This window comes from Rhizobium sp. BK176, from assembly GCF_024808055.1.
On sequence record NZ_JANUBV010000017.1, the window covers coordinates 26,915 to 40,385 of the forward strand.

12 protein-coding genes are annotated in these 13,471 nt (G+C 59.5%); 3 read left to right on the plus strand and 9 right to left on the minus strand.

Going from position 1 to position 13,471, the window contains the following annotated elements; all coding sequences use genetic code 11:
* Positions 1-170: 170 nt before the first annotated feature.
* The 3 genes from FHT76_RS31790 to FHT76_RS31800 all read left to right on the plus strand — a co-directional run bounded on the left by FHT76_RS31790 (position 171) and on the right by FHT76_RS31800 (position 2,816).
* Positions 171-1,004 (plus strand): MetQ/NlpA family lipoprotein, encoded by an 834-nt coding sequence (locus FHT76_RS31790; RefSeq protein ID WP_183757129.1) that lies wholly within the window; start codon positions 171-173, stop codon positions 1,002-1,004.
* Positions 1,005-1,096: 92 nt separating this feature from the next.
* The gene (locus FHT76_RS31795; protein WP_183757128.1) at positions 1,097-2,182 is read left to right on the plus strand and encodes a methionine ABC transporter ATP-binding protein; all 1,086 of its coding nucleotides are present in this window, start codon (positions 1,097-1,099) and stop codon (positions 2,180-2,182) included.
* Complete coding sequence (locus FHT76_RS31800) at positions 2,163-2,816, plus strand: methionine ABC transporter permease (RefSeq protein ID WP_183757127.1); 654 nt, start codon at positions 2,163-2,165, stop codon at positions 2,814-2,816. The genes FHT76_RS31795 and FHT76_RS31800 overlap by 20 nt, the downstream gene beginning before the upstream one ends.
* On the opposite strand, the gene FHT76_RS31805 is transcribed toward FHT76_RS31800, so the two are convergent.
* The 9 genes from FHT76_RS31805 to hutI form a co-directional block, all read right to left on the minus strand.
* On the minus strand, positions 2,817-4,172 hold the full coding sequence (locus tag FHT76_RS31805; RefSeq protein WP_183757126.1) for an LLM class flavin-dependent oxidoreductase: 1,356 nt from the start codon (positions 4,170-4,172) through the stop codon (positions 2,817-2,819). It abuts the gene before it with no gap.
* Between the two features lie 61 nt (positions 4,173-4,233).
* On the minus strand, positions 4,234-5,019 hold the full coding sequence (locus FHT76_RS31810) for an ABC transporter permease subunit (protein WP_246712685.1): 786 nt from the start codon (positions 5,017-5,019) through the stop codon (positions 4,234-4,236).
* A gap of 65 nt (positions 5,020-5,084) precedes the next feature.
* The gene (locus tag FHT76_RS31815; RefSeq protein WP_183757124.1) at positions 5,085-5,876 is read right to left on the minus strand and encodes a taurine ABC transporter ATP-binding protein; all 792 of its coding nucleotides are present in this window, start codon (positions 5,874-5,876) and stop codon (positions 5,085-5,087) included.
* 69 nt (positions 5,877-5,945) lie between these two features.
* Positions 5,946-6,959 carry a taurine ABC transporter substrate-binding protein gene (gene tauA / locus FHT76_RS31820; RefSeq protein ID WP_183757123.1) on the minus strand — a complete coding sequence of 338 codons (1,014 nt, stop codon included), beginning with the start codon at positions 6,957-6,959 and terminating at the stop codon, positions 5,946-5,948.
* A 375-nt stretch (positions 6,960-7,334) separates the two neighbouring features.
* Complete coding sequence (locus FHT76_RS31825; RefSeq protein ID WP_183757122.1) at positions 7,335-7,919, minus strand: HutD family protein; 585 nt, start codon at positions 7,917-7,919, stop codon at positions 7,335-7,337.
* Between the two features lie 135 nt (positions 7,920-8,054).
* Positions 8,055-9,743 carry a urocanate hydratase gene (hutU, locus tag FHT76_RS31830; RefSeq protein WP_183757121.1) on the minus strand — a complete coding sequence of 563 codons (1,689 nt, stop codon included), beginning with the start codon at positions 9,741-9,743 and terminating at the stop codon, positions 8,055-8,057.
* Positions 9,744-9,768: 25 nt separating this feature from the next.
* On the minus strand, positions 9,769-10,569 hold the full coding sequence (gene hutG, locus FHT76_RS31835) for an N-formylglutamate deformylase (protein ID WP_183757120.1): 801 nt from the start codon (positions 10,567-10,569) through the stop codon (positions 9,769-9,771).
* 1 nt (position 10,570) lies between these two features.
* On the minus strand, positions 10,571-12,106 hold the full coding sequence (hutH, locus tag FHT76_RS31840) for a histidine ammonia-lyase (RefSeq protein ID WP_183757119.1): 1,536 nt from the start codon (positions 12,104-12,106) through the stop codon (positions 10,571-10,573).
* Positions 12,103-13,365, minus strand: coding sequence for an imidazolonepropionase (hutI, locus tag FHT76_RS31845; RefSeq protein ID WP_183757118.1), 1,263 nt, complete (start codon positions 13,363-13,365; stop codon positions 12,103-12,105). The genes hutH and hutI overlap by 4 nt, the downstream gene beginning before the upstream one ends.
* Positions 13,366-13,471 lie beyond the last annotated feature (106 nt).

A 13,471-nucleotide genomic window follows, 5' to 3' on the forward strand; every position in this document is an offset into this window, starting at 1 on the left:
TATTCTACCAAATCAGTAGAATTTTTATCCCCCACTTGCGCCCGTCGGCCGAAGAGTTTTTCCGTGCTGCAGCGCAATAGAGATGGGCTTGCTTGGTTTATTTTCACCAGTTTTGGAACTATCCGGCTGTTCGAGGCTCGCCTCACCAATTCAAGACGGGAAACACCAAAATGAACAAGAAGACGTCCAAACCAAGCCTCGCGCGCCGCACCACCCTTACTGTGATGGCCGCCTCTACTATCGCTCTGATCGCCCTGGCAACGCCGTTTACTGCCTTCGCCGAAGACAAATCTATTAAAGTTGGCATCATGAGTGGCGAGGACGAAGATGTCTGGCGAGTCGTGACAGCCGAAGCCGCAAAGAAAGGCCTGACGGTCGAAACGGTCGTCTTCAACGACTACACGCAGCCGAACGAGGCGCTGGAGCGCGGCGAAATCGACGCAAACGCTTTCCAGCACAAGCCATACCTCGACAACCAGGTTGAACAGCATGGCTACCACATAGTCCCTGTTGGATATACCGCGGTATGGCCGATCGGTCTTTATTCCAAGAAGCACAAGGCGGTCGCCGAGATTGGTGAAGGCGCGACGATCGGTGTCCCCAACGATCCCTCGAACGAAGGCCGTGCACTGCGGGTCTTGCAGAACGAAGGCATTATCAAGCTGAAGGATGGCACGGGAATTCTTGCAACAGTCACTGACGTTACCGAGAATCCAAAGAACGTCGAAATCAAGGAGCTTGATGCCGGCGTGGTCGGCCGCGCCATCGATGATCTGGATGCAGCCGTGGTAAATACCGACTGGGCACTGAAGGCCGGCCTGTCCGCAGCTGACCGTATTGCGCAGGAGCCGATCGCCGATAACCCGTACCGCAACTTCATTGCCGTCAAGCAGGGCAGCGAAAACGAAGCCTGGGTCAAGACGCTTGTATCGTCCTACCAGAACGACACGGTTAAGGCGGAGTTCGACAAGGTGTATAAGGGAACCGGCGTCAGCGCCTACTGATCGACATTTGCGCCACGCAGCGGGTGCATGAACAAGGCGGCCCGGGCGTTCCCAGCCCGGGCCGCCTTGAGCGTTTTCCGAAAGGATAGAAGATGAATTCGAATGTATCGGCCGCCACAATCGAGGCTTCGCCAGCGGTAAAGGGCGAAGAGGTCGTCCGCCTCGTCGATGTCCACCGGCACTTTGGTACGACTGCCGCCCTGGATGGAATATCGCTCACCGTTCACAAGGGCGAAATTCTCGGGATCATCGGGCGAAGCGGGGCCGGAAAATCCACGTTGATCCGCTGTCTGAATGGCCTAGAGCGTCCGGACAGCGGTTTGATCGAAATCGAGGCACGCGGCATCGTCGGTCTCGACGAAAAGGAACTGCAACCCCTTCGGCGCCGTGTCGGGATGATTTTCCAGCACTTCAACCTGCTGGCATCGAAAACCGTCGAAGAGAATGTTGCGCTCCCTCTGAAGATCGCTGGCGCTGGAAAGTCGGAGCGCCTGCAACGCGCGCATGAACTGCTCGAGCTCGTCGGTCTTGCCGACAAGGCGAGGGCCTATCCTTCATCCCTATCCGGTGGTCAGAAGCAGCGTGTCGGCATCGCCCGCGCACTCGCAGCCCGTCCGGCGTTGCTTCTGTCTGACGAAGCGACATCCGCGCTCGATCCTGAGACGACGCGATCCATCCTGGCCCTGCTCAAGGACATCAACCGCAAGCTTGGGCTCACGATCATCCTCATCACCCACGAGATGGAAGTTGTCCGAAGCATAGCAGATCGTGTTGCGGTCATTGACGCTGGCCGCATCGCGGAAGAAGGACAAGTCTGGTCTGTATTTGCCGATCCAAAAGCAGCGATCACCAAGAGCCTGCTGTCTGGCAGCCGGCCGCAATTGCCTGAACATATAGCAGCACGCCTGTCGCCCACATCGGGCGATGAAGCCATCCTCAGCATCGACATGGCGGGCCCCGTGGCACAGGGCGCGGTTTTTGCCGACTTGTCCACAGCACTTCCGCAATCCTTCCGCCTTGTCCACGGCGGTATCGACCATATTCAGAACCAGCCTGTGGCGCGGTTCTTTATCGCCGTGCCGACCCGCGACCCGGCCTTGAGAGACAAGGTCCTGCAATTTCTGAAAGCCCGCTCGGCGCGGGTGGAGGTTCTCGGTTATGACACCGATCATGTTTAATCTTCTGCTTCGCTCGCTTTGGGAAACGATCCTGATGACCGGCGCATCGGGGCTCATCTCGCTGGTCTTCGGTCTACCGCTCGGGCTGGCGCTGGTTCTCACCAACAAGGGCGGCATAGCCCAAAACGCGTGGATTAACGGTATCCTTGGCGCCATCATCAACGGTTTTCGATCCGTTCCCTTCATCATCCTGCTGGTGGCGCTGATCCCGTTGACGCGTCTTATCGTCGGTACGGCTTTGGGAACGTGGGCAGCGATCGTGCCGCTCGCGATTGCAGCAACACCTTATTACGCGCGTATCGCGGAAGTATCCCTGAGAGAAGTAGACCGCGGCCTGATCGATGCCGTGCGCGCCATGGGGGGCAATGGGTGGACGATCATTCGCGAAGTGCTGGTTCCAGAAGCGCTCCCCGGGATTGTCGCCGGGTTCACCGTTACCCTCGTGACCCTGATCGGAGCGTCTGCAATGGCGGGGGCGATCGGTGCCGGCGGACTTGGTGATCTCGCCATACGCTACGGCTACCAACGCTTCGAGACTGCCGTAATGGTCGCTGTTGTTGCCGTGCTGATCGTCCTGGTCTGCGGCATCCAGTGGCTTGGCGATCGGCTGGTCGCCAGGCTGGACCACAAGTAATCAATGCCGGAACGCGGCGGCAGGGTGCCCAGGCGGCAACCTGCCGCTCTTGCCAAACAGCTTTTGTCTCAGGGCGCCCTGCGCATAATCTGCCTTGAATAGCCCGCGCTCCTGCAACTCCGGGATCACGAGATCGACGAAGTCAAGCAGGCTTTCCGGAGCAACGGTACGCGCGAGATTGAAGCCATCTATGCCGCCATCGGCAATCCATTCCGCCAGTCGGTCCGCGACCTGAGCGGGTGATCCGACAATTGGCTTCATCCGACTACCAAGCACCATGTGGTCAATGATCCGGCGCAGTGTCATGGGCGTCGGCGCATCCTTGGTGATCGCGGCGAGTGCCGACTGATTGGCATTGGTCGACGCCTGCGTGATGGGGTCGTCAAGACCGTATTTGGAGAGATCAACGCCAGTCGAAGCCGCGTAGTGTGCAAGAGACGCCTCCACGTTGGCATGCGTGCGGTAGTCCTGGAGCTTGTCCCGCGCCTCCTTCTCGGTCCGGCCAACAACAATTGTAACAAGCTGCAGAACGCGCAGGGCATCTGGTCCGCGTCCGAACGCCTCGGCCTTTGCCCGCAATGCCTCAACGGGCCGGCAGACTGCCTGCGGGGTTGGCGCGGCAACGAAGACACACTCGGCATGCCTGGCGGCGAAATCCTGCCCACGAGCGGAGGCTCCCGCCTGGAAGAGTAGCGGCGTGCGCTGCGGTGAGGGTTGTGAAAGATGAAACCCCTCAATTTTGTAGTATTGCCCCTCGTGCTTCATGGCACGAACCTTTGCAGGGTCGGCGAAAATTGCACGGACCTTGTCGCCAACGAATGCATCGTCGTCCCAGCTTCCCTCCCAGAGCTTGTAGAGAATTTCGAGATATTCTTCTGCCGCATCGTAGCGCGCGTCGTGTTCCGGCAACTTCTCCAAACCCATTGCCCGCGCTGCGCTGTCGAGGTAGCCGGTGACGATGTTCCACCCGATCCGACCCTTTGTCAGGTGGTCGAGCGTCGACATGCGCCGTGCAAGGAGGTAAGGCGGTTCGAAAGTCGTGTTGACTGTCACTCCGAAGCCGAGGTGCCTGGTGACGTAGGCCATGGCCGCGATCGGCACCATGGGGTCGTTTACAGGGAGTTGGGCAGCAGCCTGGATGACCGGCGCCGCACTGTTCTTGTAAACGTCGTAGACGCCGAGGATATCAGCCAGGAATATCCCATCGAGCTTTCCGCGCTCGGCAGTTCGGGCAAGATCCACCCAGTAATCGAGATCCGTGTAGTGAAGCGAGGTATCGCGTGGGTGGGTCCACATGCCGTGATTGATATGGCCGACGCAGTTCATGTCGAAGGCAAAGATCTGCATCTGTTTCATTGCGGTCGATCCCCGTCGTGACAGAAAGGGCGCCCCGTCAGGGACGTGGCAGGCGTTCGCGCTAGATCTTACCTTTCCACGGAACGAGGGTTGCTTCCAAGATCCGAACGGCGAGGCTGAACGCGAATGCACAGGCAGCGATTATCCCGATGCCGACGAAGACGACGTCGGTCGCGAGGAACTGGGAAGCTGACATGATCATGTACCCGATGCCGCGATTTGAGGCGATAAGTTCCGCTGCAACAAGCGTGCCCCAGCCGACGCCGAACCCGATGCGAATGCCTGTGAGGATCTCCGGAAGTGCAGATGGCAGAACGATGCTGACAACCAGCTGCCAGTGCCGGGCACCGAGGGATCGCGCCGCATTGATGCGTTCGATCGGCAACGAGCGAACCCCGGCCTGGGCGGAAAGACAGATCGGAGCGAAAATTGCAAGGACGAGAAGCGTCACCTTCGACGTCTCGCCAATTCCGAGCCAGATGATCATCAATGGCAGATAGGCAAGCGGCGGTAGCGGCCAGTAGAATTCGATCGGCGTATCGAAGATGCCCTTTGCCCACCGGTTGAGACCCATCAGCAGGCCAATCGGGATGCCGGCAGCGATCGCAATGGCGGCCGCCGCGGCGATCCTGAAGAGACTTGCAGAGACATGTTCACCGAGAGAGGCGCCGGCATAACCGTCCCTGTAAACCGTGCCGATCTGGGTCAGTACCTCCTGTGGTGCCGGGAGGAAGAGACGCGGAACCAGTCCGAGCCTTGCAACCAGCCACCATGATGTGAGCAGCACGACTGCTGTCGCGAGGCTGATGAGGAGCGTACTTCCTTCCCCGGCGCCGAACCCCTTCATGTCCACTGTGTTGGGCTGCTCCTGTGTGGGCCGGACGAGGAGCCCGGCAGTCTCGATGGTGTCACTCATTCCGCCGCACTCCTGATTTGATCGGACCCATGCAGGATTCCCCGGATTTCTTCTCGCAAAGTCGCAAACTGCGGCGCCATCTTGATGGCTCCAGCGTCGCCGGCTCGCGCGAACTCGCTGACAAAGTCGAGATCAAAGCGCGCTACGATGCGACCAGGTCGCGGAGACATAACCACGACTTGCGTGCCGAGAAACAGCGCTTCCTCGATCGAATGGGTGATGAAGAAGATCCGTTTTCGTGTGGCTTTCCAGATGGATATGATCAGTTCTTGCATCTGTTCCCGCGTCAGGCTGTCGAGCGCGCCGAATGGCTCATCCATCAGTAGCACCTCAGGATCGGCAGCCAGAGACCGGGCAATTCCTACACGCTGGCGCATGCCTCCTGACAGTTCGTAGGGAAATGCGTCAGCGAAATCGCTCAGGCCCACGAGAGAGAGCAACTCCATCGCACGAGCTCTGCGTTCAGCCTTTGAAACTCCCGCAAACTGCAGTCCAAGCGCGACGTTGCCAAGGACCGACTTCCATGGCAGCAGCGTGTCTTTCTGGAACACGACTCCCCGGTCTGCTCCCGGACGCGTGACGGGGCGCCCGTCAAGGGTGATGGCGCCTGACGAGAGCGGCAGGAATCCCGCTATCGCGTTGAGCAGCGTGGACTTGCCGCAACCCGAGGCTCCAAGTGCCACGACTAAGCTGTTGTCGGGAATATTGAGTGAAACTCTATCGAGAGCATGGACCGTCCGGCCGTCTCGCGTTCTGAAAAAGACGCTGGCTTGATCGACTTTGAGCATATGTAATCTCTTCGTCAGTGACGCCGGCGCCTCTCGCGCCAGCGTGCAGAGGTGATTTGAATTGTGTTTTCAGTTGTTTGCGTCGACGACTGCATCTGGCGTAACAAAGGCAGCGTAGCTCGGCAGGACTTCGGTTACCTTGCCCTGGTCCTTCAAAAAGGCGGCGGTATCCTTGAGGATTCTGGCGGCACCCGACTTGTCGCCGCCGCCAAGCCAGGCCTCGGATGCCTGCACCTCAGGCGTAAGAAGAGTGAGGTTCTTCAGCGCGGAAGCTTGCTGCTCGGCAGTTCCGCCCAAAGTCTTGGCAAGCAACCGTGCATTCTCGCTATCGCCATCCCAGGCCTTCTTGTCTGCCGCGAACGAGGCGTAATAGGTGTTGATGACGCCGGCAAAACTCTTCAAGAACGCGGGGTTTTCATCAGCAAACTTCGATGCGGCGACCCAGGCGGAGAAAGTGGGCGCACCCCGGTCCGCAACGTCCTTGGATGTGACCAGAACCTTGCCGTTCTTTTTCAGTTCGGTCAGTGCCGGATCCCAGACGAAACCGCCGTCAATATCGCCGCGGTTGTAGCTCGCAACAATCTCCGGCTGCGGAATGGCGAAGACCTGTACATCCTTTTCTGTCAACCCGATGGACCTGATCAAAGCAAGGAGCTGGTAGTGATCCGTGGAGACAGGAGCCGCGGCAAGCTTCTTGCCCTTTAGGTCGGAGACCGACGAAATCCCGGAGCCGTTGCGGACGACGAGCGCTTCATCGACGCCAGAAATGGATGAGAGGTAGAAGGCCTTGACCTCCAGTCCGCGTGAGGTTGCTGCCGCAAACGGGCTCGAGCCGACGTAGCCGACCTGAACATCACCAGCAGCGATGGCGGCAAAGATCTCTGCACCCGAGTTGAACTTGCGGAAGTCGATCTCATAGCCGGTTGCCTTGGCAAACTCACCATTGGCGATGGCGACCGATGACGGAAGCGCGTCGGTCTGATATGCGACAACGACTTTCTTTTCCGCTGCCCCTGCAAGAAATGGTGTCAGCAGGCTGGCCGACCCTAGGGCCACTGCCACCAAAAGTGCTCTCAATTTCATGTTTCGTCCCCTTGCGGCTGAACATCGTCACCGCGTGAAGTTGTTTCGACACGGAGACACTAGGGCAGGGACTTGCTCCCACACAGCTAAAACCATCTAATTTATAGACTATAGAAACAATATTGTTTTGGCATGAGTTACGGGGGCGACCGGCTGAACCTTGGGCTGTTTGCGCCTGCCAATGGTCATGTTGATGGAAACGGAGCGACACGTGGTCAGGCACGCTCATGCCAGATGAGGGGTCCTATAAGCAGGCTGTCGTGATTGATCCGGCTGGTGATTGGATAGCCACTCGTTGTGCACGGCCGGACCCCACCGTATCGGACGTGCCTGCCACCAACCTAGCTGCTCCACAATCGATCGAGATCTGGGGTCTCAGAGCGAATTGATGGAGATGAGAAAGCAGGGCGCTTCGCCGTGGAGTGTGACGTCCACCCCTCTGGCCCCCTTCAGGAGGATTGTGTCGCCTGGTTCAAGTTCGACATGTTGGTCGCTCCATTCGACTGCAAGCGCAGCCTGGCGGCAGAGCAGAAGACAGGTCTGGGCCTCGGGTCGCATGGATGTAGTCGAGTTGACAGCCAGTCTCTCCACCCGATGCCGCAGCATGTTGCGGCGCGTCATGACGTTGAGGTCCGTGATCGGACCATCTGGCAACGCTGCAGACACGGCAACATCGGCCGGAAAGGCGAGGGGAGCGCTCTCTTGTGTCAGCAATACAGGAGCGTGTCCATCGATCGCCAGCGACATTCCGTTTCCCTCGAGGATCGACAGCGTCCGGTCGACGCCGGCAAAGATCGAGAACGGTCCATCCGTGGCAACGATTGCCATGCTGATGCGCCAATCAAAATCGCTTATCGGCGCCCCCTCTGGCGAAACCGCGATCTCGATGGTTTCGCCCCCGCCGTTCTTCCACGGCATACGGCGATAGGTCCTGGACTTGAGCACGGTTGCGCGGATCATTTTCGTTCCTGGATTGCAAGGACGACGGAGTGATTGGTCGCGTCCACGCCGAAGATTGAGGAGGTTGTCACGGTCACGATGAAGGCTTTTTTCGGGTAATCGGGCCCCATCGGATTTGGGGCCCGGTATCCTTCATCAGTTCCCGAGAATTGCCGGCAGGCGCAAGCCTTGCTCCCTGGCACAATCAAGGGCGATCTCGTAGCCCGCGTCAGCGTGACGCATGACGCCTGTCGCCGGGTCGTTCCAGAGGACACGCTCGAGGCGGCGAGCTGCATCGTCGGTGCCATCGGCGCAGATCACCATGCCGGAATGCTGGGAGAAGCCCATGCCGACGCCGCCACCGTGATGAAGCGATACCCAGGTGGCACCTGACGCGGTATTCAACAGAGCATTCAGAAGCGGCCAGTCGGATACGGCATCCGAGCCGTCCTTCATCGCTTCGGTCTCACGGTTCGGGGAGGCGACAGAACCGGAATCCAGATGATCACGGCCGATAACGATAGGAGCTTTCAGCTCACCGTTCCGGACCATCTCGTTGAAAGCAAGGCCGAGACGATGGCGATCGCCAAGACCGACCCAGCAGATGCGTGCCGGCAGGCCCTGGAATGAGATCCGCTCTCTCGCCATGTCAAGCCAGTTGTGGAGATGCTTGTTGTCGGGAAGAAGTTCCTTCACCTTCGCATCTGTCTTGTAGATATCTTCCGGGTCGCCAGAGAGTGCAGCCCAGCGGAACGGACCAATACCTCGGCAGAACAGTGGCCTGATATAGGCTGGCACGAAGCCCGGGAAGGCGAATGCATTCTCCAAACCTTCGTCCTTGGCGACCTGGCGGATATTGTTGCCATAGTCGAGTGTCGGGACGCCCGCATCCCAGAAGGCAACCATTGCCTCGACCTGCTGCTTCATGGAGGCGCGCGCAGCAGCTTCCACAGCCTTCGGATCACTTTCGCGCTTGGCCTTAGCCTCCTCGACCGTCCAGCCAGCGGGCAGGTAACCGTTGCGCGGGTCGTGCGCCGACGTCTGGTCAGTCACCATGTCGGGGCGTGGGCCGCCCGCCTTCATGCGACGAACAAGCTCGGGAAAGATTTCCGCGGCATTGCCGAGGAGACCCACCGATTTTGCTTCCCCGGCTTTCGTCCACTTGTCGATGAGAGCGAGCGCCTCGTCGAGTGTCTTTGCCTTTTCGTCGACATAACGCGTACGAAGGCGGAAATCGATGCGGGTCTCGTCGCATTCGACCGCAAGGCAGCAGGCTCCCGCCATGACAGCCGCAAGCGGCTGAGCCCCACCCATGCCGCCGAGACCGCCGGTAAGAATCCATTTTCCCCTGAGGTTGCCATTGTAGTGCTGGCGTCCAGCTTCGACGAATGTCTCGTACGTACCCTGTACGATCCCCTGCGTACCGATGTAGATCCAGGAACCGGCCGTCATCTGGCCGTACATGGCAAGACCCTTCTTGTCGAGCTCGTTGAAATGATCCCAGGTCGCCCAATGCGGGACAAGGTTCGAGTTTGCAATCAGAACACGCGGGGCATCCTTGTGTGTCCGGAACACGGCAACCGGCTTGCCAGACTGCACCAGCAGCGTCTCATCCTCGCTCAGCGTCTTCAGGGTCGCCGTGATACGATCGAAGTCGTCCCAGGTGCGGGCTGCCCGGCCGATGCCGCCATAAACCACGAGCTCGTTCGGATTTTCGGCCACGTCAGGGTCGAGGTTGTTCATCAGCATGCGCAATGGCGCTTCTGTCATCCAGCTCTTGGCAGTGAGCTCGTTGCCGCGCGGCGCGCGGATTTCACGGATGTTGTGGCGTGGATTGGATGTCATGCGTGTTCCCCTTGTGGAGTGATTTCTAGCGTTTCAGGCCCTGAGCGATCTGTTCGATCCGCAACAGGATGTCTTTCAGATGTATCCGCAGGCGGTCGGCCTTATGGCTGTCGTAGGCAAACGGTGTCGCTTCGGTCTCAAGATGGGTTGATTGCGCAAGCTCCATCTGGATGGCATGTACTCCCGTTTCCGGACGACCATAGTGGCGGGTGGTCCAGCCACCCTTGAAGCGGCCGTTGAGCACGCTGTCATAGCCTTCGGCGGCTCCGACAACGGTCAGCGTCGCCTGCTCGATCGCGCCATCGCAGGTCTTGCCCATGTCCGTCCCGATGTTGAAGTCTGGCAACTTGCCTTCGAAGAGGAACGGGATGTGGGAGCGAATGGAGTGGCAATCGTAAAGGATTGCCACACCGTGGTCTGCTCTGACGCGCTCGATTTCGGCGGCAAGCGCCGCATGATAGGGCGCATGAAAGTCCCGCACCCGCAGAGCGATGTCGGCCTCGCGCGGCGACTCGCCATCTTTCCAGATCGCTTGCCCATCGAAGTCCGTTTCCGGGACCAGACCCGTCGTATTCTGCCCGGGATAGAGGCTTCGCCCCTGAGGATCACGGTTCGCGTCGATAACATACCGATGGAAAGTCGCGCGAACAGTCGTAGCGTCGGCGAGGAGGCCGTCGTAGAGCCGATGGATATGCCAGTCGGTATCGGCAAGTTTCCTGCCATTGTCATTCAGGCGATCCCAGATGCCCGCAGGGACGTCGGTCCCGGTATGAGGAAATGCGAGGATGACCGGCGAGGTCCCCTGCCTGACTTCGAACACGGACATGTCAAGCCTCCAGGACCGGAAGAATGCCGCGCGACACAGATGCATTGAGTGCACCGGTCGCAATGAGATCGCCCGCTGCCTGAAGGTCGTTGGCCATGTAACGGTCGAGATCCAGCGTCGAAACTGCGCTGCGGATCGCGGTCAGTGCCTTCTGCAACTCCGGACTGGTCGAAAGCGGCGCACGGAATTCGACCCCCTGGGCCGCCGACATTGCTTCGATGCCGATAATGCTGAAGAGATTGTCGGTCATCTGCAGCAGGCGTCTGGCACCGTGGCAAGCCATCGACACATGGTCTTCCTGATTGGCGGAGGTCGGCGTTGAATCGACGGAGGCAGGGTGGGACATCTGCTTGTTCTCAGACATCAACGCCGCGGAGGTGACTTCCGCGATCATCAAGCCGGAATTCAGCCCCGGCTTTTTTGCAAGGAAGGCTGGCAATCCATAGGATAGCGCAGGATCGACCAGCAAGGCGATGCGTCGCTGCGCGATCGCTCCGATTTCGCATATTGCGAGCGCAATCTGGTCAGCCGCAAATGCCACCGGCTCGGCGTGGAAGTTGCCGCCCGAGACAACAGAGTTGTCGGACAGCACCAGAGGGTTGTCCGTTACTGCGTTGGCTTCGGTCTCCAATGTCCGCGCAACCATCCGCAGGAGATCCAGGCAGGCGCCGTCGACCTGCGGCTGGCAGCGGATACAGTAGGGATCCTGAACCCGCTCGTCGCCCTCGATATGGCTTTGACGGATCACGGAGCCTTCGAGAAGCGCTCGAAGCGACGCGGCCGTATCGATCTGCCCCCGATGACCGCGCAAGGTGTGGATATCCGGGTGGAATGGTGCGGACGAGCCCATTGCCGCGTCAGTGGACATGGCACCGGTGATCAGGGCTGCCTGTGCTGCGCGATGCGCCCGGAAGAGCCCGGCCAGCGCAAGAGCTGTCGAGGTCTGCGTACCGTTGATCAACGCAAGCCCTTCCTTTGCGGCAAGGACAACCGGCTTCAGGCCGGCTTTCTCGAGAGCCACATGACCGGAAAGACGAGCGCCTGCAAAAAAGGCTTCGGCTTCTCCCATCATGACGGCCGCCATGTGGGCGAGTGGGGCAAGGTCTCCCGACGCGCCCACGGAGCCTTTTTCTGGAATGACGGGGATCACGCCCCTTTCCAGCATGCCTTCGATCAACCGGACCAGCTCGAGTCGAACCCCGGAGGCGCCACGGCCCAGGGAGACCAGCTTGAGGGCCATGATCAAACGGACGACGTTCTCGGGCAGTGGTGCGCCGACGCCGCAGCAATGCGAGAGGATAAGATTGCGCTGAAGCGTGGCCACATCAGCGCTGTCGATCTTGATCGACGCAAGTTTCCCGAAACCGGTATTGATGCCATAGACAGGCTGATTGCCGGCAGCGATTTCGGCAATACGCGCTGCCGCCTTGGCGATACCAGCATCAAACGATGCGTCCAGCCTGGCCGGCTCTCCGGTCCAGTAAATGGTCTCGAGCTGCTTGAGAGAAACGGTTCCGGGATGAAGGGTAATGGTCAATGGTCGATCCTTTCGCCCTTGAAGACATGTGCGTGAAGCGGATTAAAGCCGATGCGGTAGACGAGCTCTGCCAGGCTCTCCACATCCCAGACGGCGAAGTCCGCCGATTTGCCGGTTTCGAGAGTGCCCGTTTCGTCAAGCAGCCCAAGAGCCCGCGCGCCCTCGCGCGTGACCCCCGCAATGCACTCCTCCACGGTCAGGCCGAAGAGGGTGGCGGACATGTTCATCGTCAGCAGCAACGACGTCAGCGGCGAGGTGCCCGGATTGCAATCCGTCGCGATGGCAATGTGGGCGCCAGCGTCTCGCAGTGCCTGCAGGGGGGGCTTCTGTTTTTCGTTGATGGCATAGAATGCACCCGGCAACAGGACGGCAACCGTCCCGGCCTCAGCCATCGCGCGAGCGCCCTCCGGATCAAGATATTCCAGGTGATCGGCAGAAAGCGCCTTGTATGAGGCTGCGAGCTTCGCGCCCCCGAGGTTTGACAACTGCTCGGCGTGGAGCTTGACCGGCAGACCGAGGGCGGCTGCCCGATCGAAGACTCGAGTGATCTCCGCGGTTGAGAACGCGATCGTCTCACAGAATCCGTCGACGGCATCGACAAGGTGCTCTGCATGGGCATTTTGCAAAGCCGGGATGACTACGTCGGTGATGTAGTCGGCATTGCGCCCTTTGTATTCGACCGGAGTGGCGTGAGCACCAAGATAGGAGGTGACGACCCGAACCGCACGGACGCGTTCGAGCCGGCGCGCAGCGCGCAGCATCTTGAGCTCACCGTCGACGCTCAATCCATAGCCAGACTTGATCTCGATGGTGGTCAGACCTTCGGAAAGAAGCGTATCCAGTCTGGGAAGCGCTGCTTCCACGAGGCCTTCCACCGAGAGCGCGTTCGTCGCCTTGACGGAGGAGACAATCCCACCACCAGCCCGTGCAATCTCCTCATAGGTAGCCCCTTGGAGGCGCATCTCGAATTCGCGGGCGCGGTTGCCCCCGTAGACGATATGGGTATGGCAGTCCACCAGACCGGGTGTAACCCAGCGGCCTTCGAGATCGGTGATCTGTGCCCGCTCGATTGCCGCCACCGGCAGGTCGGCCTCCGGGCCGACAAAAGTTAGACGGCCATTCTCGGTGACAATGGCACCCTTTTCGATGATGCCGAGACCCAATTTTTGCTGCTCGAGCGTCGCCAATCGCGCGTTCCGCCACAGATGTGGACGGAGATCTCCGGATGCGTCGCCGGTTGAAATTTTGTTCCCAGTCATCAGCTTTGCGCCTTCCCTTATGTGGAAACATGTATATACATAACAGGAGCGGTGACAAGTGAAATTTTGTGCATCCTCCTCAAAAAGGAAGATGTGCAGTGCCAAA

Coding starts and splice junctions, on each gene's coding strand:
- FHT76_RS31790 (WP_183757129.1), top strand. CDS start 171: ATGAACAAGAAGACGTCCAAACCAAGCCTCGCGCGCCGCACCACCCTT.
- FHT76_RS31795 (WP_183757128.1), top strand. CDS start 1,097: ATGAATTCGAATGTATCGGCCGCCACAATCGAGGCTTCGCCAGCGGTA.
- FHT76_RS31800 (WP_183757127.1), top strand. CDS start 2,163: ATGACACCGATCATGTTTAATCTTCTGCTTCGCTCGCTTTGGGAAACG.
- FHT76_RS31805 (WP_183757126.1), bottom strand. CDS start 4,172: ATGAAACAGATGCAGATCTTTGCCTTCGACATGAACTGCGTCGGCCAT.
- FHT76_RS31810 (WP_246712685.1), bottom strand. CDS start 5,019: ATGAAGGGGTTCGGCGCCGGGGAAGGAAGTACGCTCCTCATCAGCCTC.
- FHT76_RS31815 (WP_183757124.1), bottom strand. CDS start 5,876: ATGCTCAAAGTCGATCAAGCCAGCGTCTTTTTCAGAACGCGAGACGGC.
- tauA (WP_183757123.1), bottom strand. CDS start 6,959: ATGAAATTGAGAGCACTTTTGGTGGCAGTGGCCCTAGGGTCGGCCAGC.
- FHT76_RS31825 (WP_183757122.1), bottom strand. CDS start 7,919: ATGATCCGCGCAACCGTGCTCAAGTCCAGGACCTATCGCCGTATGCCG.
- hutU (WP_183757121.1), bottom strand. CDS start 9,743: ATGACATCCAATCCACGCCACAACATCCGTGAAATCCGCGCGCCGCGC.
- hutG (WP_183757120.1), bottom strand. CDS start 10,569: ATGTCCGTGTTCGAAGTCAGGCAGGGGACCTCGCCGGTCATCCTCGCA.
- hutI (WP_183757118.1), bottom strand. CDS start 13,365: ATGACTGGGAACAAAATTTCAACCGGCGACGCATCCGGAGATCTCCGT.